Genomic DNA, 21,475 nt, shown 5'->3' on the forward strand with positions numbered 1-21,475 from the left:
AGCTGGACAAACCCCATGACACGGTCGTTGGAAACTTTGCCTCACCTTTACGGTGAGATGGCCACCAATTCCCTCTCCCGGAATTCACGCCCCACCCGCCCCGATTTCCCCGGCGGCCGCGTATATGCGCGGCCGCGAAAGAAGATCGGGGATTCGGCGGGCCGTGCGCGTGTCAGCCGTCGAGCTGGGAGATCGTCGCCGTCGACGGCCCGCGCTCGGCGCGCAGCCGGGCGCCCGCCACCTCGGCGTCGCGCAGCACCCGTACCGCGTTGGTCCAGGTGAGCTTGGCCAGGTCGGCGTCCGACCAGCCGCGGCGCAGCAGTTCGGCGATCAGGTGGGGGTAGCTTCCGACGTCCTCCAGGCCCTGCGGGGTGAAGGCGGTGCCGTCGTAGTCGCCGCCGATGCCGATGTGGTCGACCCCCGCCACCTCGCGCATGTGGTCGAGGTGGTCGGCGACGGTCGCGGCGGTGGCGAGCGGCCGCGGGTGGTCCGCCTCGAACGCCCGCTGCACGGCCATCCCCTCCGGGGTGGTGTCCAGCGCGTGGAAGCCGTGCGCGCGCATGTTCGCGTCGGCCTGCCGGGTCCACTCGATGGCGGCGGGCAGGATGAACTTCGGCACGAAGGTGGCCATCGCCACGCCGCCGTTGGCCGGCAGCGCGGCGAGCACGTCGTCGGGCACGTTGCGGACGTGGTCGCAGACCGCGCGGGCCGAGGAGTGCGAGAAGAGCACCGGGGCCTGCGCGACGCGCAGCGCCGCCCGCATGGTGTCGGCCGAGACGTGGCTGAGGTCGACCAGCATGCCGAGCCGGTTCATCTCCCGCACCACCTCCTCGCCGAAGGCGGTGAGGCCGCCGGGCAGCGGCTCGTCGGTCGCCGAGCCCGCCCAGGGGGTGTTGTCGTTGTGGGTGAGCGTCATGTACCGCACGCCCAGGTCGTACAGCGAGCGCAGCACGCCGAGCGAGCCGTCGAGGCAGTGGCCGCCTTCCGCGCCGAGCAGCGACGCGATCCGGCCCTCGGCGCGGGCCGCCTCCATGTCCGCCGCGGTCAGCGCGAGGCGCAGGTCCCCGGCGTAGCGCGCGGTCATCCGGCGGACCACGTCGATCTGCTCCAGCGTCGCGGTGACCGCGTCGGCGCCCTTCAGCTCCACCGACACGTACACCGACCAGAACTGCGCCCCGACGCCGCCCGCCCGCAGCCGCGGGATGTCGGTGTGGGTGCGCGCGCTCTGGTCCGTTGCGATGTCCAGGCGGTCGAGGTCGTACGCCACCTGGTGGCGGAACTGCGACGGCAGGTCGTTGTGCCCGTCCACCACGGGGTGGACGGCGAGCAGGTCACGGGCGCGGGCGAGGAGATCCATGACCGCCAGCCTAGGCGGCTGCCACGGCGGCCCCCGGCCCGGCGGGTCGGGCACGCCGGACCCGACGGACCCGCCCGGGTGCTACTTGGCGAAGCCGAAGCCCGCCGCTCCCGACACCTTCGCCCGCAGCCGGCGGCCCTTCTCCTGCGCCTGCTCGGTCAGCGAGGACTGGAACTCCTCCATCCGCGCGCGCAGTTCGGGGTCGTACGCGGCCAGCACGCGGACCGCGAGCAGCCCGGCGTTGCGGGCGCCGCCGATCGAGACGGTCGCGACCGGCACGCCGGCCGGCATCTGCACGATCGACAGCAGCGAGTCCATGCCGTCGAGGTACTTCAGCGGCACCGGCACGCCGATGACCGGCAGCGGGGTGACCGACGCGAGCATGCCCGGCAGGTGCGCGGCGCCGCCGGCGCCGGCGATCACCGCCTTGATCCCGCGGTCGGCGGCCTGCTCGCCGTACGCCACCATCTCGTGCACCATGCGGTGCGCGGACAGCACCTCGACCTCGTACGGCACGGCGAACTCGTCCAGCGCCCGGGCGGCGGCCTCCATGACCGGCCAGTCGGAGTCCGAGCCCATCGCGATGCCGACCAGCGCGGCCGGCGCCGCCCCCGCGGACTGCGGCGTCTCACTCATCGATGGTTCCTCGCAGGTAGCCGGCCGCGTGGCGGGCGCGCTCGCGCACCTCCGCCAGGTCGTCGCCGTAGGTGTTGACGTGGCCGACCTTGCGGCCGGGCTTCACGTCCTTGCCGTACATGTGGATCTTCACCGCGGGGTCGCGGGCCATGCAGTGCAGGTAGGCCGCGTACATGTCGGGGTAGTCGCCGCCGAGCACGTTGGCCATCACGGTCCAGCGGGCCCGCGGGCGGGGGTCGCCCAGCGGCAGGTCGAGGACGGCCCGCAGATGGTTGGCGAACTGCGAGGTGACGCTGCCGTCCATGGTCCAGTGGCCGCTGTTGTGCGGGCGCATCGCCAGCTCGTTGACCAGCACCCGGCCGTCGGCGGTCTGGAACAGCTCCACCGCGAGGTGGCCGATCACGCCCAGCTCGCGGGCGACGGTCAGCGCGAGCTGCTGGGCCTGCGCGGACAGCTCGTCCGGCAGGTCGGGCGCGGGCGCGATCACCGTGTCGCACACGCCGTCCACCTGCACGGACTCCACGACCGGGTAGGCCACCGCCTGGCCGTGCGGCGAGCGCACGACGTTCGCGGCCAGCTCCCGCACGAAGTCGACCTTCTCCTCGGCGAGCACCGGGACGCCCGCCCTGAAGGGCTCTTCGGCGTCCTGCGGCGAGCGGACGATCCAGACGCCCTTGCCGTCGTAGCCGCCGCGCACGGTCTTCAGCACGATGGGGAAGCCGCCCACCGACGCGGCGAAGGCCGCCGCGTCGGCCGGGTCGGCCACGATCCGGTTGCGCGGGCAGGCCACGCCGATCTCGGCCAGCCGGGTCCGCATGACGCCCTTGTCCTGGGCGTGCACCAGGGCCTCGGAGCCGGGGCGGACCACGACGCCGTCGGCCTCCAGGGCGCGCAGGTGCCCGGTCGGGACGTGCTCGTGGTCGAAGGTCAGGACGTCGCACCCCGCGGCGAAGGCGCGCAGCGTCTCCAGGTCGCGGTAGTCACCGACGGTGACGTCGGCGACGACCTGGGCTGCGGAGTCCTGCGGGGTGTCGCTGAGGATCTTGAAACGGATGCCGAGCGGGATGCCCGCCTCGTGGGTCATACGGGCGAGCTGGCCTCCGCCGACCATGCCGACTACGGGATATGTCACGTTGACCAGGGTATCCGCCGTACAAGCACACGAAGACCGCCCTGCGATCGCCGTATTTTCGCACTAGGCGGTTAGCATGAGGGGCGAGAAGTGCTCCTTCTCCGGGCCCCACCGGCCCTCTGCCAGCCTTGGCGCATCACGGCGGCACCCCCCGACTCCCCACAGACAAGGCCGAGCGACATATGAGCGGACCGCGCGGACTGCGTCCGAAGCTGGCCCTGATGTATCGCGAGATCGCCAGGTTCGGCGTGGTCGGCGGCGCAGGCGTCCTGGTGAACATCGGCGTCTTCAACCTGGTGCGGCACAACTCGGGACTCCAGACGGTACGCGCCTCGATCCTGGCCACGCTCGTCTCCATCGTCTTCAACTACGTGGGCTTCCGGTACTTCACCTATCGTGACCGCGACAAGGCCGGGCGGACCAAGGAACTGAGCCTGTTCCTGCTCTTCAGCGCGATCGGCCTGGTCATCGAGAACGGCGTGCTCTACCTCGCGACGTACGGCTTCGGCTGGGACAGCCAGCTGCAGGCGAACGTGTTCAAGTTCGTCGGCATCGGGGTGGCGACGCTCTTCCGCTTCTGGTCCTACCGGACCTGGGTCTTCCGCGCGCTGCCGGCCCGCGAGGCCGTCGAGCAGGCCGAGGCGATCCTCGCGCAGGCCAAGCCGCAGCGGCAGCGCGCCAGGGCCGGCGTCAAGCGCGCGGGCCGCTGACGCCGGGCTGCTGATGCCGCGCCGCTGACGCCGGGCCGCCGGTGCCGGGGCCGGGACCGCGACCGCGTCGGGCGGCGCTCAGGCGATGACGTTCTCGCGCGGCGGTTGCGGCGCGATCTCCTGGGCCAGGAACAGCGCGAACACCGGCGGCCGTTGCTGCAGCAGCTCCAGCCGCCCGCCGTCCGCCTCGGCGAGGTCGCGGGCGACCGCGAGGCCGAGCCCGGTGGAGTTGCGGCCGCTGACCGTGCGCTCGAAGACCCGCGGGCCCAGGTCCGGCGGGACGCCCGGCCCGTCGTCGGTGACCTCGACGACCGCCTGGTTGCCGGTGACCCGGGTGTGCAGGGTGACCGTGCCCGCGCCGTGCATGAGCGAGTTCTCGATCAGGGTGGCGAGCACCTGCGCGACCGCGCCCGGCGTGCCCACCGCGCGCAGCCCGCGCGCCCCGGACAGCACCATCGAGCGGCGCTCGCCCTGGTAGGCCGGCCGCCACTCCTCGACCTGCTGCCTGATCACCTCGTCGAGGTCGAAGTCGACCGCGGAGCCCGAGCGCGGGTCGCGCGAGTTGGTCAGCAGCCGCTGCACGACGTCGGTGAGCCGCTCCACCTGGCCGAGCGCGATGGTCGCCTCCTCCTTGACCGCGTCCTCGTCCTGCGCGGTCGCGACGATCTCCTCCAGCCGCATCGACAGCGCGGTCAGCGGCGTCCGCAGCTGGTGCGAGGCGTCCGCGGCCAGCCGGCGCTCCGCGGTGAGCATCCGGCCGATCCGCTCCGCGCTGGCGTCCAGCACGTCGGCGATCCGGTCCAGCTCGGGCACGCCGTAGCGGCGGTGGCGCGGCCGCGGGTCGCCGGAGCCGAGGCGCTCCGCGGTCTCGGCGAGGTCGGTGAGCGGGTCGGCCAGCCGGCGGGCCTGCAGAACGGCGAGGGCGACCGCGGCGAGCACCGCGAGCAGCGCCACCGCGAGGATCACCAGCAGGGTGCGGCCGACCTCCTGGCTGACCGTGGAGCGGGACTCCTCGACCGTCACCGACTCGCCGTGGTCGCCGTGCTGGGTGGAGGCGATGACCCTGCCCGACGGCCGCTTGCCGAGGTGCACCTGGGGGTGGCCCGGCACCCGCACCACCGCGTACCGGTCGTCGGCGATCTGCCGGTCCAGGCCGCGGGCGTCGACGGACTCGCCGGCCAGGATGCGGTTCTCGACGATGCCGGTGAGCCGGACCGCCTCGGAGTCCACGCCGTCCTGGGCGCTGCTCCTGATGGTCCGGGACTCCACGATGACCAGGGACAGCCCGAAGACGCCGATGACGACCAGCACCACGGCGAGCGTGGAGGAGATCAGACGGCGGCGCATGGAGGCGTCGGGTCAGTTCTTCTCGAAGCGGAAGCCCACTCCGCGCACGGTGGAGATGTAGCGGGGGTTGGCCGCGTCGTCGCCGAGCTTCTTGCGCAGCCAGGAGATGTGCATGTCGAGGGTCTTGGTGGAGGACCACCAGGTGGTGTCCCAGACCTCGCGCATCAGCTGCTCGCGGGTGACGACCCGTCCGGCGTCCCGTACCAGCACCCGCAGCAGGTCGAACTCCTTGGCGGTGAGCTGGAGTTCGTCGTCGCCCATCCAGGCGCGGTGCGACTCGACGTCGATCCGCACGCCGTGGGTGGAGGGCTGGGCGGCCTCGGTGGTGCCGCGGCGCAGCAGCGCCCGTACCCGGGCGAGCAGTTCGGCGAGGCGGAACGGCTTGGTGACGTAGTCGTCCGCGCCGGCGTCGAGGCCGACCACGGTGTCGACCTCGTCGGCGCGGGCGGTGAGCACCAGGACCGGGAAGGAGTGGCCTTCGGTGCGGATCCGCCGGCAGACGTCCAGACCGTCCATGCCGGGCAGGCCCAGGTCGAGCACCACCAGGTCGACGGCGCCCAGCAGGGCGGTCTCCAGAGCGGTCGGTCCGTCCTCGCGCACCTCGACCTCGTACCCCTCGCGGCGCAGGGCGCGCGCGAGCGGTTCCGAGATGGATGCGTCGTCCTCGGCGAGAAGTACGCGGGTCATGGGCTTGATGGTAGTCCGCACGGGGCAGCCGCGACCCGGAGGTGGCCGCAGGGGCCCACCGGGGGTGTGAGCTGGATCGCACATGGGTCTATACCACATGCGTTGCTGTCATAAGGTGTTCAAACGCCCGTCTCGGACCATACGAACCGCTCCGGTCCGAGCCTTCCCCCACGAGGACTCCTTCCATGGCGACCAGCCTGACGACGAAGCACGCCGACGCGCGGCAGAGCGGCCGCGCCTCCGGCGGGACCTTCTTCGGCCACCCCCGCGGTCTGGCCACCCTTTTCATGACCGAGATGTGGGAGCGTTTCAGCTTCTACGGCATGCGCGCCCTGCTGCCCCTCTACCTGATCGCCGGCGGCCCCGCCGCCGGCAAGGGCTCGCAGGGCGGCGGCCTGGCGATGAACGCGGCCACCGCCACCGCGATCTACTCCATCTACATGGCGATGGTCTATCTGCTCGCCATGCCCGGCGGCTGGTTCGGCGACCGCGTCTGGGGGCCGCGCAGGACCGTGGCGGTCGCCGCCGTGGTCATCATGGCCGGCCACCTGACGCTGGCGCTGCCCGGCGAGGGCGCGTTCTTCGCCGGCCTGGCGCTCGTCGCGATCGGCTCCGGGCTGCTCAAGGCGAACATCTCCACGATGGTCGGCCACCTCTACGACGGCCCCGACGACCCGCGCAGGGACGGCGGCTTCACCGTCTTCTACATGGGCATCAACATCGGCGCCTTCGCCGCGCCGCTGGTGATCGGCACCGTCGGCCAGAACTACAGCTGGCACCTGGGCTTCGCGCTGGCCGCGGCCGGCATGGCGCTGGGCCTGGTGCAGTTCCTCTTCGGCACCCGGCACCTGGACCCGCGCAGCAGCGTCGTCCCCGAGCCGCTGACCCGCGCGGAGCGGCAGGCGGTGCTCCGCAAGGGCCTGTACTGGCTGATCGCCGCCGCCGGCTTCTACGCCGTGGTGGTGCTCAGCGGCGCCTACACGCTGAACTGGGCGCTGGTGCCGATCACCGTGATCGGCCTGGTCATCCCGGTCGGCGTGCTGGTGCGGATCAAGCGCGACCGCGAACTGCCCGCCGCCGACCAGTCGAAGATGACCGGCTACATCTGGTTCTTCGTGGCCGCGGCCGTGTTCTGGATGATCTACGACCAGGGCGGCTCGACGATGGCCGTCTTCGGCGACACCAAGGCGTCGGGGCAGCTCTTCGGCATCGGCTTCCCCTCGTCCTGGTACCAGTCGGTGAACCCGCTGTGGATCATGGCGCTGGCGCCGGTCATGGCCTGGGGCTGGATGTGGCTGGCACGGCGCGGCCAGGAGCCGAGCACCACGGTGAAGTTCGCCATGGGCCTGGTCCTGATCGGCGCGTCCTTCTTCGTCTTCGTGGTGCCGATGGCGCTGTCCAGCGGCGGCGGCAAGGTCAGTCCGCTCTGGCTGGTCGGCGTCTACCTGATCCAGACGGTCGGCGAGCTGTGCCTGTCGCCGGTCGGCCTGTCCGTCACCACCAAGATGGCGCCGGCGAAGTACGGCAGCCAGATGATGGGCGTGTGGTTCCTCGCGGTCACCGCGGGCGACTGCACCACCAGTCTGCTGTCGCTGGCCGGCGTAGACCTCAACGGCACCGGGGTGGTGGCCCTGGAGGCCACGCTCGCCTGCATCGCCGGCTACGCGGTGTGGATGTACCGCAGGCGGGTCATCGCGCTGATGGGCGCGGTGCGCTGAGGCGCGCGGGGGCGCGAGCCCCCGCGTCCCCCCGCCGCCCGCCCGCGGGCCACCGGCTCAGTCCAGCGGCCAGGGGCGGGCGGTGGCGCCCAGCCGGTTCCAGGCGTTGATCACGGTGATCGTCCAGATCAGCTCGGCCAGTTCGGTCGGGTCGAACTGCGCGGCGGCGCGGTCGAAGACGTCGTCGCCGACCGGGTGGCCCGCGAGCCGGGTCGCCGCCTCGGTCAGCTCCAGGGCGGCGCGCTCGCGCGCGGTGAAGAACGGCGTCTCGCGCCACACCGGCAGCGCGTACAGCCGCCGCTCGCTCTCGCCCGCGTCCCGGGCGTCCCTCGCGTGGGTGTCGACGCAGTAGGCGCAGCCGTTGAGCTGCGAGGCGCGGGCCCGTACCAGCTCCAGCAGGGAGCCCTCCAGGCCGACCTGGCGGGAGGCCGCGTCCAGGGCGTTCATCGCCCGGTTGATGTGCGGGGCGAGTTCGTCGACGGCGAGGCGGACGGCGGGGACGACCCGGGTGTTCCGGGCCGCGCGGGCCTCGGGGCCGTCGGCGGCCGCGTCGGGGACCTCAGGGGCGGTGGTGCGGGTGCTGGTGCTCTCGGCTGCGCTCATGCGGATCACTCTACGAACGGATTGGGTCTGGGATAAGCTCCACTTCCATGGCTGAATCATGGCCCAATTCCGTGGACCTCCATCTCGACCTCCCGCTCGACGGCCCCGCCGACGCTCCCCCCGACGCCCCTCTCGACGTCCCCCTCGACCTTCCGGCCGGGCCCGGCTCGGGGGGCCGCAGGGCAGCGCTGGAGCGGGCGCTGCGCGACGCGGTGCGCGGCGGCCGGCTGGCGCCCGGCGCCCGGCTGCCCGCCACCCGCCGGCTGGCCGACCAGCTGGGCCTGTCCCGCGGCACCGTGAAGGCGGCGTACGACCAGCTCGTCGCCGAGGGCTACCTGACCGCGCGCCAGGGCTCGGGCACCGCCGTCGCGCAGCGCCCCGGCGGCGGCGCGGCGGCCGCGGCCAGGCCGGTCCGCGACCTGGCCGCGCCCCGGCACGACCTGCGGCCCGGCAGCCCCGACGTGACCGCCTTCCCGGCCGCCGCGTGGCTGCGCGCCACCCGCAGGGCGCTGGCCGCGGCGCCCTCGGCCGCGTACGACTACGGCGACCCGCGCGGCCGGATCGAGCTGCGCACCGCGCTCGCGGAGTACCTGGGACGGGCCCGCGGGGTGGCCGCGGACCCCGAGCGGATCGTGGTCACCACCGGCTACGTGCAGGCGCTGGCGCTGCTGGTGCGGACCACGGGCGGCACCGTCGCCATGGAGGACCCCGGGCTGTCCTTCCACCGCGAGGTGGTGCGCAGGAACGGCGGCCGCGTCGTGCCGCTGCCGACCGACGCCCGCGGCGCCCGCAGCGACCTGCTGGGCGGCCCGGTCCGCGCGGACACGGTGGTGGTGACCCCGGCGCACCAGTACCCGACCGGCGTGACCCTGCATCCGCAGCGGCGGCTCGCACTGACCGCGTGGGCCCGGCGCGAGGGCGGCATGGTCGTCGAGGACGACTACGACGGGGAGTTCCGCTACGACCGGCAGCCGGTCGGCGCGCTCCAGGGCATGGCCCCCGACCACGTCGCGTACGTGGGGACCGCCTCCAAGACGCTGGGGCCCGCGCTGCGGCTGGGCTGGATCGTGCTGCCGCCGCACCTGGTGGAGCCGGTCGCGCAGACCAAGCTGCACAGCGACTTCCACACCAGGGTCATCGAGCAGCTGACGCTCGCCGAGATGATCGCCGGCCACGACTACGACCGGCACGTACGCGCCGGCCGGCTGCGCTACCGGCGCCGCCGCGACCTGCTGGTGTCCCGGCTCACCGGCCGGTACGCGCCCGCGGGGATCGCCGCCGGACTGCACGCGCTGGTCGCGCTGCCCGCGGGCGGCCCCGGCGAGGCGGCGGTCCAGCGGCAGGCGGCACGGCTGGGCCTGGCCGTCGGGACGCTCGCCGACCACTGGCACCGGGACGGAGCGCGGCAGGGCCCCCGGCCCCCTGACGGTGCGCGGCCGGGGGCCGGGGACCCGCGGACGCAGGAAGGCCCCGCGGCCGCAGAGCGCCCGCAGGGCCTGATCGTGGGCTACGGCACCCCCGGGGAGGGCGCCTACCCCGGCGCCCTGGCCGCGCTGGTCCGGGCGCTGGAGCTGGCCTGAGGCACCGGCTCGCCGGTGCGACGGTTCAGGACGGCGCGGCCATCTCCGCCCAGACCGTCTTGCCCGGCCGGTCGGCGCTGCGGACGACGCCCCAGTCCAGGCAGAGCCGCTGGACGATGAACATGCCGTGGCCGCCGGGGCGCCCCGAGCGGTGCGGGGTGCGCGGCGTCGGATCTCCCGCGCCGCCGTCCACGACCTCCATGCGCAGTCCCTTGGGGCCACGGTGCAGGCGCAGCTCCTCGGGGCCGCCTGCGTGCAGGCACGCGTTGGTGACCAGCTCGGAGACGACCAGCAGCACGTCCTCCGCGGCGGCCCTGCGGTCGGCGGTGGCCGCGGGCAGCCATCCCCAGTCGCGCAGCGCCTCCCGCGTGAAGTCCCGGGCGCGGGGCACTATCCCGCTCTCGCCCGAGAGGGCCAATCGCCTCATGGGGTCCACGGCACGGGTCTCCACCTCGGATTCTCCGTCGGAGTCGCCCACGTCGGGACCACGGTCGTCCGCGGCGTAGGGCCTGGTGGTGCTCATCTTGGCCTCACCTCACGGATGTCCGACGGGGTCCGTCATTCTTCTGCCCGGTCGATCTCCGGGAACACGTCCGGCGCGCCATAAAACCCCCGGCGCGGCCGATCACCTCGCTCATGCGTCCAGCCCCCGTCGCCCGCTCCGACCTACTCCTGAAGTGCCTGGTCAAGCGTGTCGTGCACGGTGAAGACCGCTTCGGCGCCAGTGATCTCGAACACCCGCGCGACGGTCGGCTGCATCGCGGCAAGGTGCACCGCGCCGCCGAGCGCCTCGGCCCGCAACCGCGCGCCGAGCAGGACGTTCAGACCGGTGGAGTCGCAGAAGGCCAGCTGCGAGCAGTCCACCACCAGCCGCGTCGTCCCCGCGTCGACGGCGGCGTCGAGCGGCGCGGACAGCAGGTCTGCGGTGTGGTGGTCCAGCTCCCCCGCGGGCGTGAAGACCGCGGAGTGACCGTGCTGCGTGACCAAGACATGCAGTCTGCCCAGGTCGGCGGTGCCGACCGCCTCGCGGTCCATGTGTCTCCTTCGTGCATCCCAGCCGATGACAACACGGCTGACGCGACCCCGACCCTACGCGGTCACCCCACCTGACGGTAGTCGGCAACTTTTACCCCCGGAAGTTGCGGCGCCCGGGTGAATCGGGGTAGGGGTGGATATACGGCTGAAGGATGCCACCGAGTTCCGGCACAGCCTGACCGCCGCGAGAGAGGGATGAGCACATGACACCCCGGCTCGGCCTGGATCATGAGCAGGAGCAGACAGCAGGCAGCGACCTGACCGGCGCGGGAGTGCCGGAGGGTCTCGAGGGGCTCCCGGAAATCCCGCCATACGACCACATCGGACCGGTCGACGCGCGCGCCCTGTCCAAGACGCTCTTCGCCCGGCTGCGGACGCTGGAGGAGGGCACCCACGAGTACAGCTACGTCCGGAACACGCTCGTGGAGCTGAACCTGGCGCTGGTGAAGTTCGCCGCGTCCCGGTTCCGCACCCGCAGCGAGCCGATGGAGGACATCGTCCAGGTCGGCACGATCGGCCTGATCAAGGCCATCGACCGGTTCGAGCTGAGCCGCGAGGTGGAGTTCCCCACCTTCGCGATGCCGACGATCGTCGGCGAGATCAAGCGGTTCTTCCGCGACACCAGCTGGTCGGTGCGGGTGCCGCGGCGGCTCCAGGAGCTGCGGCTGGACCTGGCGAAGGCCGGGGACGAGCTGGCGCAGCAGCTGGACCGCACGCCCACCGTGCGGGAGCTGGCGCAGCGGCTCGACCTGCCCGAGCACGAGATCATCGAGGGCATGTCGGCGAGCAACGCGTACACCGCGAGCTCGCTGGACGCGCAGCCCGCGGAGGACGACCCGGAGGGCGCGCTCGCCGACCGGATCGGCTACGAGGACCACGACCTCGAAGGCGTCGAGTACGTGGAGTCCCTGAAGCCGCTGATCGCGCAGCTGTCGCCGCGCGACCGCACGATCCTGTCGCTGCGCTTCGTGGGAAACCTCACACAGTCCGAGATCGGCGAGGAGCTGGGCATCTCCCAGATGCACGTGTCGCGGCTGCTGAGCCGCACGTTGTCACGTCTGCGCCGGGGGCTGATGGTCGAGGAGTAGCCGCCCGCCGCGCCACACCGCCGCCGTCAGGGGCACTCCCGGGCGGTAGGCGAGGTGGATGTGGCTGGGAGCCTCCAGCAGCAGCAGATCGGCGCGCGCGCCCACGCTGACCGTGCCCACGTCGGTGCGGCGCAGGGCGCGCGCGCCGCCGTCCGTGGCGGCCCTGACCGCCTCGTCGGGGGTCATGCCCATGTCCCGGACGGCGACCGCGACGCAGAACGGCATCGAGCTGGTGAACGACGAGCCGGGGTTGCAGTCGGTGGACAGCGCCACCGTGACGCCCGCGTCGAGCAGCCGCCGGGCGTCCGGGTACACCGCCCTGGTGGAGAACTCCGCGCCGGGCAGCAGCGTCGCCACCGTGCCGGGGCCGCCCGCGGTCGCGCTGTTCGCCAGCGCGTCGACGTCGGCGTCGGTGAGGTGGGTGCAGTGGTCCGCGGAGGCCGCCCGCAGCTCCACGGCGAGCTGCACGCCCGGCCCGTGGCCGAGCTGGTTGGCGTGCACCCGCGGGGTCAGCCCGCGGCGCACACCCGCGGTGAGGACCGCGCGGGCCTGGTCGCCGTCGAAGGCGCCCCGCTCGCAGAACACGTCGATCCAGCGCGCGTGCGGCGCGCACGCGTCCAGCATCTCGCCGGTGACCAGCGCGACGTAGCCGTCCGGGTCGCCCTCGAACTCCGGCGGCACGACGTGCGCGCCCAGGTACGTCGTCTCGTCGGTGTGCCGGCGGGCCACCCGGAGCGCCCTGGCCTCGTCGGCGGCGGTCAGCCCGTAACCGGACTTGGTCTCGACGGTGGTGGTGCCCTGGCGCAGCGCCTCGGCGACGAACCGGCCGACGTTGGCGGACAGTTCCGCGTCGCTCGCGGCGCGGGTCGCGGCGACCGTGGTGCGGATGCCGCCCGCGGTGTAGGGCCGGCCGGACATCCGGGCGGCGAACTCGGCGCTGCGGTCGCCCGCGAACACCAGGTGGGCGTGCGAGTCGACGAACCCGGGCAGCAGCGCCCGGCCGCCGACGTCGATCCGGTTGTCGGTGGCCGGCGCGTCCGCGGCCGGCCCGGTCCAGGCCACACGGCCGCCCTCGATGACGACGGCGGCGTCCGCGACCAGCCCCAGCGGGTCGCTGCGCGGGTCCACCCGCGCGGGGTCGTTGGTGACCAGGCTGCCGATGTTGGTGATGACCGTGCTGGCCGTCATGGCCTCCGCGTCCTCGTCTCGTCGTCGTCGGGCGTCATGAAGTGTCGTCGTGCGGCGCCGCCGCGCACCGCGCTCGTACGCCGCGGGCGCGCCCGCCCCGGCCGTACGCCGCCGCGGCCGCACTCCGCCGCGCTCAGCCGTGCAGTGCGGCGCCGATCGACCGGGCCAGGGCGCCCGGCACGTCCTCGACCAGCAGGTGGTGCCCGTCCCGCACGATCTCCCGGCCCGCCACCACGGTGTGCCGCACGTCGGCGGCGGTCGCGGCGAACACGGCCGTCTCGGGGCCCAGCCGGGGGGCGGGGCCCGCGGTGCGCACCGAGTCCAGGGCGACGGTGGCGAGGTCGGCGGGCGCGCCCGCCTCCAGGCGTCCCGCCTCGGGCCAGCCGAGGCAGGCGTGGCCGTCCGCGCTCGCCGAGCGCAGCAGCTGCGCCGCGGTCCAGTGGCCGCGGGTGCGGCTGCGCAGCCGCTCGTTCAGCTCCATCGCGCGCGCCTCGCCGAGCAGGTCGATCACCGCGTGGCTGTCGCTGCCCAGGCTCAGCGCGCTGCCCGCGCGGCGCAGTTGCGGCGCCGGGCCGATGCCGTCGGCGAGGTCCCGCTCGGTGGTGGGGCACATGCAGACGGTGCTGCGGGCCCGGCCGAGCAGCCCGATGTCCTCGCCGGTCAGGTGGGTGGCGTGCACCGCGGTGGTGTGCCGCCCCCAGAAGCCGGAGTCGGCGAGCAGCCGGGCGGGCGTGCGGCGGTGCACCGCCAGGCACGCCTCGTTCTCCGCGGGCTGCTCGGACAGGTGGACGTGCGTGGGCACGCCGTCGGTCCAGCGGGCGAAGTCGGCGTAGCCGTCGCGGTCGGAGAAGGCGCGCACCGAGTGCATGGCGGCGCCGATCCTGGCGTGCTCGGCGCCCTTGAGCTGCGTCCAGCGGTCGTGCCAGCGCTCGGCGGTGCCGTCGCCGAAGCGCGCCTGGACGCCCTCCAGCGGCCGGTACCCGTCGCGGGTCAGGCCGCCGTGCAGGTACACGGTGTCCAGCAGCGTGATGCGGATGCCCGCCTCCGCCGCGGCGGCGATGAGCGCCTCGCCCATCGCGTTGGGGTTCGCGTAGGGCCTGCTGTCCGCCTGGTGGTGCAGGTAGTGGAACTCGCCCACGCAGGTGACACCGGCGAGCGCCATCTCGGCGTAGACCGCGCGGGCCAGCTCGAAGTACGAGTCGGGGGTGAGGTGGAAGGCGACCGAGTACATGAACTCGCGCCAGGTCCAGAACGTCCCGGTGCCGACCTGCACGGTGCCGCGCAGCGCCCGGTGGAAGGCGTGGCTGTGCGCGTTGGCCAGCCCCGGCAGGGTCAGGCCGCGCAGCACCGTCACGCCGGGCGGCGGCGCGACCACACCGGTGTCCACCCGCGCGATCAGCCCGCCGTCCACGGTCAGCAGGACACCGGGCTCGACGACCGGGTCCAGCCACGCGTGCTCCAGCCAGTACCTCACCTGCACGCGAGACCCTCCAGTACGTCGGCGAGCGCGGTCACCCCTGCGACGCAGTCGTCCTCCGCGGCGGTTTCCGCCGGGGAGTGCGAGACGCCCGTGGGGTTGCGTACGAACAGCATGGCGGTCGGCACGGCTTCCGAGAGGATTCCCGCGTCGTGTCCCGCGCCGGTCGGCAGCACGGGGGCCGGGGCGCCCCCGCCGACCAGCGCGGCGAGGCGGTCGCGCAGTTCGTGGGAGAACTCCACCACGGGGGTGAAGGACTCCCGCGTGACGTGCACCGAGACGCCGTCGCGGGCGCCGCGTTCGCGGGCCGCCTGCTCGATCGCCGCGACCACCTCGGCGAGGGTCTCCTCGTCCGCCGCGCGCGAGTCCAGCCAGCCGCGGACCAGCGAGGCGATGGCGTTGACGCCGTTCGGCTCGACGGACACCTTGCCGAAGGTGGCCAGCGCCCCGGCCAGCCGGGCCTTCTTGCGGGCGGCCAGCACGGTGGTGGCGTAGGTGAGCATGGGGTCGTGGCGGTCCTGCAGCCGGGTGGTGCCGGCGTGGTTGGCCTCGCCGGCGAAGTCGAACCGCCAGCGGCCGTGCGGCCAGATCGCGGAGGCGACACCGACGGCGTGCGCGGGGGCGCCGCCGCCGGCCGGCTCGGCCAGCGCCCTGCCCTGCTCGATGTGCAGCTCGACGAACGCCGCGACGCGCGCGAGGCGTTCGGGGTCCGGGCCGATCGCCGCCGGGTCGTGCCCGGCGCGCTCCATGGCCTGCGCCACGCTGACGCCGTCGGCGTCGCGCAGCGCGCGGGCCGCGTCCGGGTCGAGCCGGCCCGCGGTCAGCCGGGAGCCGGTGCAGGCCAGGCCGAACCGCGCGCCCTCCTCGTCGCCGAAGTTCACCACGGCCACCGGGGCGCGGAAGGCGGCGCCGCGCTCGCGCAGCACGTCCAGGGCGGCGAAGGACGACACGACGCCGAGCGGGCCGTCGAAGGCGCCGCCGTCCGGGACGGAGTCCAGGTGCGAGCCCGTGACCACGGCGCCCTCGCCCCGCGGGTCGCCGAGCCACGCCCACTGGTTGCCGTTGCGGTCCGTCTCGTAGTGCAGCCCGCGCGCCTCGGCCTGGTCGCGGAACCAGGCGCGGCAGTCGGTGTCGGCGGCGCTCCAGGCGTAGCGGCGGTAGCCGCCGGAGGCGGCGTGCCGGCCGATCGGCGCCAGGTCCCGCCACATCTCGTGGAAGCCGGCCGCCGGGCGGAGCCCGGTCGCGGCGGGGCCGGGCGCCGCCGGGGCCGTCGCCGAGGGGTCCGCGGCTGCGGGGTCCGTCACTGGGGGGTGCCTTCGCGCATCGGGACGCGGACGCCGCGGTCGGCGGCGACCTCGTCGGCGCGGTCGTAGCCGGCGTCGACGTGGCGGATGACGCCCATCCCGGGGTCGTTGGTGAGCACCCGGCGGATCTTCTCGGCGGCCAGCGGAGTGCCGTCGGCCACGGTGACCTGCCCGGCGTGCAGCGAGCGGCCGATGCCGACGCCGCCGCCGTGGTGGATGGACACCCAGGACGCGCCGGACGCGACGTTGACCATGGCGTTGAGCAGCGGCCAGTCGGCGATCGCGTCGGAGCCGTCGAGCATCGCCTCGGTCTCGCGGTACGGCGAGGCGACCGAGCCGCAGTCGAGGTGGTCGCGGCCGATGACGATGGGGGCCTTGAGGGTGCCGTCGGCGACCATCTCGTTGAACCGCTCGCCCGCGCGGTCCCGTTCGCCGTAGCCGAGCCAGCAGATGCGGGCCGGCAGGCCCTGGAAGTGGACGCGCTCGCCGGCCAGCCTGATCCAGCGGGCGAGCGACTCGTTCTCCGGGAACAGGTCGAGGATCGCCCGGTCGGTCGCCGCGATGTCGGCGGGGTCGCCGGACAGCGCCGCCCAGCGGAACGGCCCCCTGCCCTCGCAGAACAGCGGGCGGATGTACGCGGGCACGAAGCCGGGGAAGGCGAACGCCCGGTCGTAGCCGGCCAGTCGCGCCTCGCCGCGGATCGAGTTGCCGTAGTCGAAGACCTCGGCGCCGGCGTCCTGGAAGCCGACCATCGCCTCGACGTGGCGGGCCATCGACTCCCGGGCCCGCTGGGTGAACTCCGCGGGCTTCTCCGCCGCGTAGGCGGCCATGTCGGCGAAGTCGACGCCGGTCGGCAGATACGCCAGCGGGTCGTGGGCGGAGGTCTGGTCGGTGACGATGTCGATGGGCGCGCCCATCGACAGCAGCTGCGGGACGAGGTCGGCGGCGTTGCCGAGCACGCCGATGGACAGCGGGCGGCGGGCGTCCCTGGCCTCGGTGGCGAGGTGCAGCGCGTGGTCGAGGGAGTCGGCCTTCACGTCGAGGTAGCGGTGCTCGATGCGCCGGTCGATGGCGCGCGGGTCGCAGTCGACGCAGAGCACGACGCCGCCGTTCATGGTGACCGCGAGCGGCTGCGCGCCGCCCATGCCGCCGAGTCCCGCGGTGAGCGTGACGGTGCCGGCCAGGGTGCCGCCGAAGTGCTTCTCGGCGACGGCGGCGAAGGTCTCGTAGGTGCCCTGGAGGATGCCCTGGGTGCCGATGTAGATCCACGAGCCCGCGGTCATCTGCCCGTACATGGTCAGGCCGAGGGCCTCCAGGCGGCGGAACTCCTCCCAGGTGGCCCAGTCGCCCACCAGGTTGGAGTTCGCGATCAGCACGCGCGGCGCCCACTCGTGGGTCTGCATCACGCCGACCGGGCGGCCGGACTGGACGAGCATCGTCTCGTCCTGCTTGAGGCCGCGCAGGGTGCGCACCATCGCGTCGAAGGAGTTCCAGTCCCGGGCGGCCTTGCCGGTGCCGCCGTAGACGACGAGCTTGTCGGGGTGCTCGGCCACCTCGGGGTCGAGGTTGTTCTGCAGCATCCGCAGCGCGGCCTCCTGCTGCCAGCCCTGAGCGCTCAGTTCCGTCCCGCGCGGTGCGCGTACCGGCCTCGGTCCCGTCATCGGTCCGGCCTCCTCGTGGCGTCAACCCGGATGGTGCTATCCATTCACATCCTGGCTAGCTGAATAGCTCTAGTCAACAAGGCGGCCTCCCACCGCCCGCGCGCCCGCCCCGCCACGGCCCCGCGGCTGCCGCCGCCCCGGCCATGCCGCCGCGCGATCATTGCCGCCGCACCGCCCCGGGGACCGGTGCGCCGGGCGCCGGCGTTCCACCGGCCGGACCTGGGTGGCGAGCCCGGGAGGCGAGGTGATGGGATGGCTGCCATGACGGATGAGCTGGGGATACGACGGGGTCACGCGCTGCGCGCGGCCGTGGAACGAGGCCTGGTGGACGAGCACGCACCCGTCGTGGGGCTGCTCGACATCACCGGCATCCAGCAGACGGCCACCGCGCTGCACGCCGCCTTCGCGACCCCCGGCGTCGAGGTCACCCACACCTTCGCGGTCAAGGCCGCCTCCCTCGTGCCGGTGCTCGCCCTGCTCGGCGAGTGCGGACTCGGCGCCGAGGTCGCCAGCCCCGGCGAACTCGCGCTGGCCCGCGCAGCCGGCATCCCCGCCGAGCGCACCGTGCTCGACTCCCCCGCCAAGACCACCGCCGAACTGCGCGAAGCGCTCACCCTGGGCATCGCCGTCAACGCCGACAACCCGCAGGAACTCGCCAGGATCGACGCGCTGATCGCCGGCGCGCCCTCCACCTCCCCGGTCGGCCTGCGCGTCAACCCGCAGATCGGCGCCGGCAGCATCGGCGCGATGAGCACCGCCACCGCCACCTCCAAGTTCGGCGTGGCGCTGCGCGACCCGGGCGCCGAGGAGTGGGTGCTGCGCGCCTACGCTCAGCGGCCGTGGCTCAACCGCCTGCACACCCACACAGGCTCGCAGGGCGTGCCGCTGCAACTGATGGCGGCCGGCGTACGGGCCGCCTACGACCTCGCCGAGCGGATCAACGCGGCTGCCGGCCGCCGGCAGATCACCGTGCTCGACATCGGCGGCGGCCTCCCCGTCGACTTCGCGTCCGACGACGTCCACCCCACCTTCGCCGACTACGCCGACCTGCTGCGGGCCGAGATCCCCGGCCTCTTCGACGGCCGCTACGGCCTGGTCACCGAGTTCGGCCGCTCACTGCTCGCCAAGAACGGCGCCGTCCTCGCCCGCGTCGAGTACGCCAAGTCGGCCGGCGGCCGGCCCATCGCCGTCACCCACGCCGGCGCGCAGGTCGCCACCCGCACCGTCTTCGTCCCCGAGGCCTGGCCGATCCGGGTGCTGGCGCTCGACGCCAAGGGACGCGAGAAGGACGGCGAACCCGTCGCCCAGGACGTCGCAGGACCCTGCTGCTTCGCCGGCGACCTGGTCGCCCGCGACCGCGCCCTGCCGCTCCTCGCCGCCGGCGACCACGTCGCCCTCCTCGACACCGGCGCCTACTACTTCTCCAACCACTTCGCGTACAACTCGCTGCCCCGCCCAGCCGTCCACGGCTACACCGCGCACCCCGACGGCTCCGTCGACTTCGCCCCGGTGCGGGCCGCCCAGACCGAGGCCGAGATCGTCGCCGAGAGCGGCGGCGGCCTGCCGCCGCTGCGCCGCGGCTGAAGCGGGCCGCTCCGCCGCCGCCGCGCCACGCTCAGCGGCGGCGGCGCGGGCCCCCGCCCGGCGCCGCGTCGCCCGCGGCGATCCCGGTCAGCAGGTACGCGGCCGGATCGCCGTCCGGCCGCACCCACAGCAGCGACTCACGCGAGCGCTCCAGCCGCGCCACCCGCCGCGAACTCGCCCACAGGCCCGCGCCGACCCCCGCCACCAGCATCCCGCCGGCACACGGCAGCGCCGCGGAGGAACCCAGGGCCGGCACGAAGAGCGCCAGCAGCCACCACCGGCGCCGCCGCAGCCACAGCCGCGCGGTCGCCTTCCGGTCCTGCAGCACCACCGACTTCGCCGCCCGCGCCGCCGTCCCCGCCCGCTTCCCGTACCGGCCGCCGCGCACCAGGAAGGCCACCGCCGCGGCCACGACGAACAACGCCGCGCCCGCCATCACACCGATCCTGCGGCCGGTCGGACTGAACGTCACCGCCGTCCCCGGCGCCGCCGCCACCACCCCCAGCCAGAACAGCCAGCACGCCGCCGCGCGCACCGTCACTGCCACCCGCGCCACTGTGTAGGCCCCGCGCACCACGTCGCGCTCCCTCCTCGTCGTCGTCCAAGTGCTCGGGAGGGTACTTCGTGATTCTCAGATTTTCGTTAATGCGCCGGGGACGCAGGGGGGACGCACCGGGGAGGGGGCCCGCCCCCTCCCCCGCCGCCTCTCTCAGTCCACGAAGACGCCGCGCGTCGCCGCGTGGGCGTCGAACTCCTCCAGCCGGGCCTGGGCGTCCGGCAGGTCGTCGCACATCGACTCCAGCAGCACCCGGCCCAGCAGCATGGGCGCGCAGGCCGTGTCGAAGGCCAGTCCGGTGCCGACCGCGGCGGGGAGCAGCAGGTCGCTGTGCGCGGCGACCGGGGCGAACGCGCTGTCCGCCACGGTCACCACCGTGAGCCCCGCCTCCTGTGCGTGCCGGAGGGCGTCGACGACCTCGCGCGGGTGGCGGGGCAGCGCGAAGCACAGCAGCGCGCTCGCTCCGGCGCGGACCGCGGCGTCGATGCGGTCGGCGAGCACGGTGCCGCCCTCGTCGAGCAGGCGCACATCGGGGTGCACCTTGGCGGCGAAGTAGGCGAAGCCGCGGGCCTGGGCGCCGGCCGCGCGCAGGCCGAGCACGGGCAGCGGCCGGGATGCGGCGAGCAGCGCGCCGGCCCGGGTGACCGGTTCGGGGTCGGCGAGCAGCGCCGCGAGGTGCCGCAGGTTGTCGATCTCGGCGTGTACGGCCTGCTGGTACTCGTTGTAGGTGGCGGCGTCCGCGGGCGCGGCCGCCGGCGCCACCTCTCTGAGGTGCCGGCGCAGGGCCGGGTAGCCGTCGAAGCCCAGGGCGACGGCGAACCGGGTGACCGACGGCTGGCTGACGCCGGCGAGTTCCGCGACCTCCACGCTGGACAGGAACGGCGCCTCCGCGGCCTTGCGGACGAGGCAGTGCGCGATCCTGCGCTGGGTGGGGGTGAGCCGGTGCGCCTCGAAGAGCTTCAGCAGCCGCGCCGAGGGGTCGCCGCCCCCGGCGGGGTGGCTGTCCGCGCCGCTGTCCGTACCGCTGCTCATCGCCTGTCCGTCCCCTGCTTTCCCCTGCCGCGGGCGTGTGCCGTCGGCCCCGCCCACCGGCCGTTATTCACCGTGACAAGACTCTGCATGAAGATATGCAGGCAGGCAAGGGCACGGCCGCCGACCCGGCCTTGCGCCCAGCGCTCGACCCGGCCTCCCGCCCGGCGTCAGCCCAGCAGGGCGCTCGCGCCCGCGCAGCTCCAGTACGCCTCGCCGGCCTCGGCGTGCACCCCGTAGACCGCCGTCGCCTCGAAGAGCAGGGGCAGGGCGCCCGCCACGCATATGCAGACCGCGAGCGTCCCCTGCCAGGACTCGGTACCGCGCCGTCCCTCGCGTCGCGCCGCACGCAGGAGCAGGGCGCACAGGGCGCTCGCCGCCGCCCCGCACAGCAGCGACGCCCACGCCAGCGCGAACAGCGTCCACGGCACCGGCAGATGGTGGCACAGCGCCGACGCCCGCTTGCCGTGGCGGTCGTCCAGCAGTGCGGTGGCGACCACCAGCACCGCACCGAGCAGCGCGAGCCCCGGCGCGAGCAGCACGCGCCGCCGCCATGCGGCCGTCGGCGGCAGCGGCCGTTCCGGTTCGGCGGCCGCGCTCGCCGATCCGCCGGAAGCCCCTGGCGTCCCGCTCTCCGCGAGACCTGTCACGTCCCCCATCACCGCCCCCGTACCCGCACGGTCCGGCGCGCTCCCGACGAGCGCCCGCGAGCCGTACGTCCCGTTTCGTCCCCGTTGATCACTGACTGCTCCGCCAGCGTAGCCGAAGGGCCGGACAGGTGAT

At 74.2% G+C, this 21,475-nt stretch carries 20 protein-coding genes; 5 read left to right on the plus strand and 15 right to left on the minus strand.

Annotation, left to right across the window (positions count from 1 at the left end; all coding sequences use genetic code 11):
• Window positions 1-172 precede the first annotated feature (172 nt).
• The 3 genes from V2S66_RS20060 to V2S66_RS20070 all read right to left on the minus strand — a co-directional run bounded on the left by V2S66_RS20060 (window position 173) and on the right by V2S66_RS20070 (window position 3,125).
• Window positions 173-1,357: a dipeptidase gene (locus tag V2S66_RS20060; RefSeq protein ID WP_330797263.1), complete on the minus strand. Its 1,185-nt coding sequence runs from the start codon at window positions 1,355-1,357 to the stop codon at window positions 173-175.
• 81 nt (window positions 1,358-1,438) lie between these two features.
• The gene (gene purE, locus V2S66_RS20065) at window positions 1,439-1,993 is read right to left on the minus strand and encodes a 5-(carboxyamino)imidazole ribonucleotide mutase (RefSeq protein ID WP_330797264.1); all 555 of its coding nucleotides are present in this window, start codon (window positions 1,991-1,993) and stop codon (window positions 1,439-1,441) included.
• Window positions 1,986-3,125, minus strand: coding sequence for a 5-(carboxyamino)imidazole ribonucleotide synthase (locus V2S66_RS20070; RefSeq protein ID WP_330797265.1), 1,140 nt, complete (start codon window positions 3,123-3,125; stop codon window positions 1,986-1,988). The genes purE and V2S66_RS20070 overlap by 8 nt, the downstream gene beginning before the upstream one ends.
• 182 nt (window positions 3,126-3,307) lie before the next feature.
• Here V2S66_RS20070 and V2S66_RS20075 point away from each other — a divergent pair, with 182 nt between their 5' ends.
• Window positions 3,308-3,835, plus strand: a complete 528-nt coding sequence (locus V2S66_RS20075; protein ID WP_330797266.1) for a GtrA family protein — start codon at window positions 3,308-3,310, stop codon at window positions 3,833-3,835.
• Window positions 3,836-3,913: 78 nt separating this feature from the next.
• On the opposite strand, the gene V2S66_RS20080 is transcribed toward V2S66_RS20075, so the two are convergent.
• Both V2S66_RS20080 and V2S66_RS20085 read right to left on the minus strand, forming a co-directional pair.
• Entirely contained in the window at window positions 3,914-5,182 is a 1,269-nt protein-coding gene (locus V2S66_RS20080) for an ATP-binding protein (RefSeq protein WP_330797267.1), read from the minus strand.
• A 12-nt stretch (window positions 5,183-5,194) separates the two neighbouring features.
• Window positions 5,195-5,869 (minus strand): response regulator transcription factor, encoded by a 675-nt coding sequence (locus V2S66_RS20085; RefSeq protein WP_330797268.1) that lies wholly within the window; start codon window positions 5,867-5,869, stop codon window positions 5,195-5,197.
• A 185-nt stretch (window positions 5,870-6,054) separates the two neighbouring features.
• On the opposite strand from V2S66_RS20085, the gene V2S66_RS20090 reads away from it, so the two are divergent.
• Window positions 6,055-7,587: a peptide MFS transporter gene (locus V2S66_RS20090; RefSeq protein WP_330797269.1), complete on the plus strand. Its 1,533-nt coding sequence runs from the start codon at window positions 6,055-6,057 to the stop codon at window positions 7,585-7,587.
• Between the two features lie 57 nt (window positions 7,588-7,644).
• Here the strand turns inward: V2S66_RS20090 and V2S66_RS20095 are convergent, their stop codons facing one another.
• Entirely contained in the window at window positions 7,645-8,190 is a 546-nt protein-coding gene (locus V2S66_RS20095) for a carboxymuconolactone decarboxylase family protein (RefSeq protein ID WP_330797270.1), read from the minus strand.
• 47 nt (window positions 8,191-8,237) lie between these two features.
• On the opposite strand from V2S66_RS20095, the gene pdxR reads away from it, so the two are divergent.
• Window positions 8,238-9,770: a MocR-like pyridoxine biosynthesis transcription factor PdxR gene (gene pdxR / locus V2S66_RS20100; protein WP_330797271.1), complete on the plus strand. Its 1,533-nt coding sequence runs from the start codon at window positions 8,238-8,240 to the stop codon at window positions 9,768-9,770.
• A 25-nt stretch (window positions 9,771-9,795) separates the two neighbouring features.
• Here the strand turns inward: pdxR and V2S66_RS20105 are convergent, their stop codons facing one another.
• Both V2S66_RS20105 and V2S66_RS20110 read right to left on the minus strand, forming a co-directional pair.
• On the minus strand, window positions 9,796-10,293 hold the full coding sequence (locus tag V2S66_RS20105; RefSeq protein WP_330797272.1) for an ATP-binding protein: 498 nt from the start codon (window positions 10,291-10,293) through the stop codon (window positions 9,796-9,798).
• A 143-nt stretch (window positions 10,294-10,436) separates the two neighbouring features.
• Entirely contained in the window at window positions 10,437-10,805 is a 369-nt protein-coding gene (locus V2S66_RS20110; RefSeq protein WP_330797273.1) for an STAS domain-containing protein, read from the minus strand.
• A gap of 203 nt (window positions 10,806-11,008) precedes the next feature.
• On the opposite strand from V2S66_RS20110, the gene V2S66_RS20115 reads away from it, so the two are divergent.
• A complete protein-coding gene (locus V2S66_RS20115; protein ID WP_330797274.1) occupies window positions 11,009-11,893 on the plus strand; it encodes an RNA polymerase sigma factor SigF in 885 nt (294 codons plus the stop codon).
• On the opposite strand, the gene hutI is transcribed toward V2S66_RS20115, so the two are convergent.
• The 4 genes from hutI to hutU all read right to left on the minus strand — a co-directional run bounded on the left by hutI (window position 11,858) and on the right by hutU (window position 17,523).
• Window positions 11,858-13,081, minus strand: coding sequence for an imidazolonepropionase (gene hutI / locus V2S66_RS20120; RefSeq protein ID WP_330797275.1), 1,224 nt, complete (start codon window positions 13,079-13,081; stop codon window positions 11,858-11,860). The genes V2S66_RS20115 and hutI overlap by 36 nt on opposite strands.
• Window positions 13,082-13,214: 133 nt before the next feature.
• Window positions 13,215-14,561, minus strand: a complete 1,347-nt coding sequence (locus tag V2S66_RS20125) for a formimidoylglutamate deiminase (RefSeq protein ID WP_330797276.1) — start codon at window positions 14,559-14,561, stop codon at window positions 13,215-13,217.
• Window positions 14,552-15,766 carry an allantoate amidohydrolase gene (locus tag V2S66_RS20130; protein ID WP_330797332.1) on the minus strand — a complete coding sequence of 405 codons (1,215 nt, stop codon included), beginning with the start codon at window positions 15,764-15,766 and terminating at the stop codon, window positions 14,552-14,554. The genes V2S66_RS20125 and V2S66_RS20130 overlap by 10 nt, the downstream gene beginning before the upstream one ends.
• A 92-nt stretch (window positions 15,767-15,858) precedes the next feature.
• Window positions 15,859-17,523, minus strand: a complete 1,665-nt coding sequence (gene hutU, locus V2S66_RS20135) for a urocanate hydratase (protein ID WP_330797277.1) — start codon at window positions 17,521-17,523, stop codon at window positions 15,859-15,861.
• Between the two features lie 261 nt (window positions 17,524-17,784).
• Here hutU and V2S66_RS20140 point away from each other — a divergent pair, with 261 nt between their 5' ends.
• Window positions 17,785-19,107 carry a type III PLP-dependent enzyme domain-containing protein gene (locus V2S66_RS20140; RefSeq protein WP_330797333.1) on the plus strand — a complete coding sequence of 441 codons (1,323 nt, stop codon included), beginning with the start codon at window positions 17,785-17,787 and terminating at the stop codon, window positions 19,105-19,107.
• A gap of 31 nt (window positions 19,108-19,138) precedes the next feature.
• Here V2S66_RS20140 and V2S66_RS20145 read toward each other — a convergent pair whose 3' ends face one another.
• From V2S66_RS20145 to V2S66_RS20155, 3 genes are all read right to left on the minus strand, one after another.
• Window positions 19,139-19,654, minus strand: coding sequence for a hypothetical protein (locus V2S66_RS20145; protein WP_330797278.1), 516 nt, complete (start codon window positions 19,652-19,654; stop codon window positions 19,139-19,141).
• 162 nt (window positions 19,655-19,816) lie between these two features.
• Window positions 19,817-20,695, minus strand: a complete 879-nt coding sequence (locus tag V2S66_RS20150) for a MurR/RpiR family transcriptional regulator (RefSeq protein WP_330797279.1) — start codon at window positions 20,693-20,695, stop codon at window positions 19,817-19,819.
• A gap of 167 nt (window positions 20,696-20,862) precedes the next feature.
• Entirely contained in the window at window positions 20,863-21,351 is a 489-nt protein-coding gene (locus V2S66_RS20155) for a hypothetical protein (protein WP_330797280.1), read from the minus strand.
• Between the last annotated feature and the right edge of the window lie 124 nt (window positions 21,352-21,475).

Origin of the sequence: Actinacidiphila polyblastidii, from assembly GCF_036353415.1 — a bacterium.
In the GTDB taxonomy this organism is placed as follows: domain Bacteria; phylum Actinomycetota; class Actinomycetes; order Streptomycetales; family Streptomycetaceae; genus Actinacidiphila; species Actinacidiphila polyblastidii.

Coding starts and splice junctions, on each gene's coding strand:
- V2S66_RS20140 (WP_330797333.1), top strand. CDS start 17,785: ATGACGGATGAGCTGGGGATACGACGGGGTCACGCGCTGCGCGCGGCC.
- V2S66_RS20110 (WP_330797273.1), bottom strand. CDS start 10,805: ATGGACCGCGAGGCGGTCGGCACCGCCGACCTGGGCAGACTGCATGTC.
- V2S66_RS20115 (WP_330797274.1), top strand. CDS start 11,009: ATGACACCCCGGCTCGGCCTGGATCATGAGCAGGAGCAGACAGCAGGC.
- pdxR (WP_330797271.1), top strand. CDS start 8,238: ATGGCTGAATCATGGCCCAATTCCGTGGACCTCCATCTCGACCTCCCG.
- purE (WP_330797264.1), bottom strand. CDS start 1,993: ATGAGTGAGACGCCGCAGTCCGCGGGGGCGGCGCCGGCCGCGCTGGTC.
- V2S66_RS20150 (WP_330797279.1), bottom strand. CDS start 20,695: ATGAGCAGCGGTACGGACAGCGGCGCGGACAGCCACCCCGCCGGGGGC.
- V2S66_RS20155 (WP_330797280.1), bottom strand. CDS start 21,351: ATGGGGGACGTGACAGGTCTCGCGGAGAGCGGGACGCCAGGGGCTTCC.
- V2S66_RS20130 (WP_330797332.1), bottom strand. CDS start 15,766: ATGTGGCGGGACCTGGCGCCGATCGGCCGGCACGCCGCCTCCGGCGGC.
- V2S66_RS20105 (WP_330797272.1), bottom strand. CDS start 10,293: ATGAGCACCACCAGGCCCTACGCCGCGGACGACCGTGGTCCCGACGTG.
- V2S66_RS20080 (WP_330797267.1), bottom strand. CDS start 5,182: ATGCGCCGCCGTCTGATCTCCTCCACGCTCGCCGTGGTGCTGGTCGTC.
- V2S66_RS20090 (WP_330797269.1), top strand. CDS start 6,055: ATGGCGACCAGCCTGACGACGAAGCACGCCGACGCGCGGCAGAGCGGC.
- V2S66_RS20085 (WP_330797268.1), bottom strand. CDS start 5,869: ATGACCCGCGTACTTCTCGCCGAGGACGACGCATCCATCTCGGAACCG.
- hutU (WP_330797277.1), bottom strand. CDS start 17,523: ATGACGGGACCGAGGCCGGTACGCGCACCGCGCGGGACGGAACTGAGC.
- V2S66_RS20060 (WP_330797263.1), bottom strand. CDS start 1,357: ATGGATCTCCTCGCCCGCGCCCGTGACCTGCTCGCCGTCCACCCCGTG.
- V2S66_RS20075 (WP_330797266.1), top strand. CDS start 3,308: ATGAGCGGACCGCGCGGACTGCGTCCGAAGCTGGCCCTGATGTATCGC.
- hutI (WP_330797275.1), bottom strand. CDS start 13,081: ATGACGGCCAGCACGGTCATCACCAACATCGGCAGCCTGGTCACCAAC.
- V2S66_RS20095 (WP_330797270.1), bottom strand. CDS start 8,190: ATGAGCGCAGCCGAGAGCACCAGCACCCGCACCACCGCCCCTGAGGTC.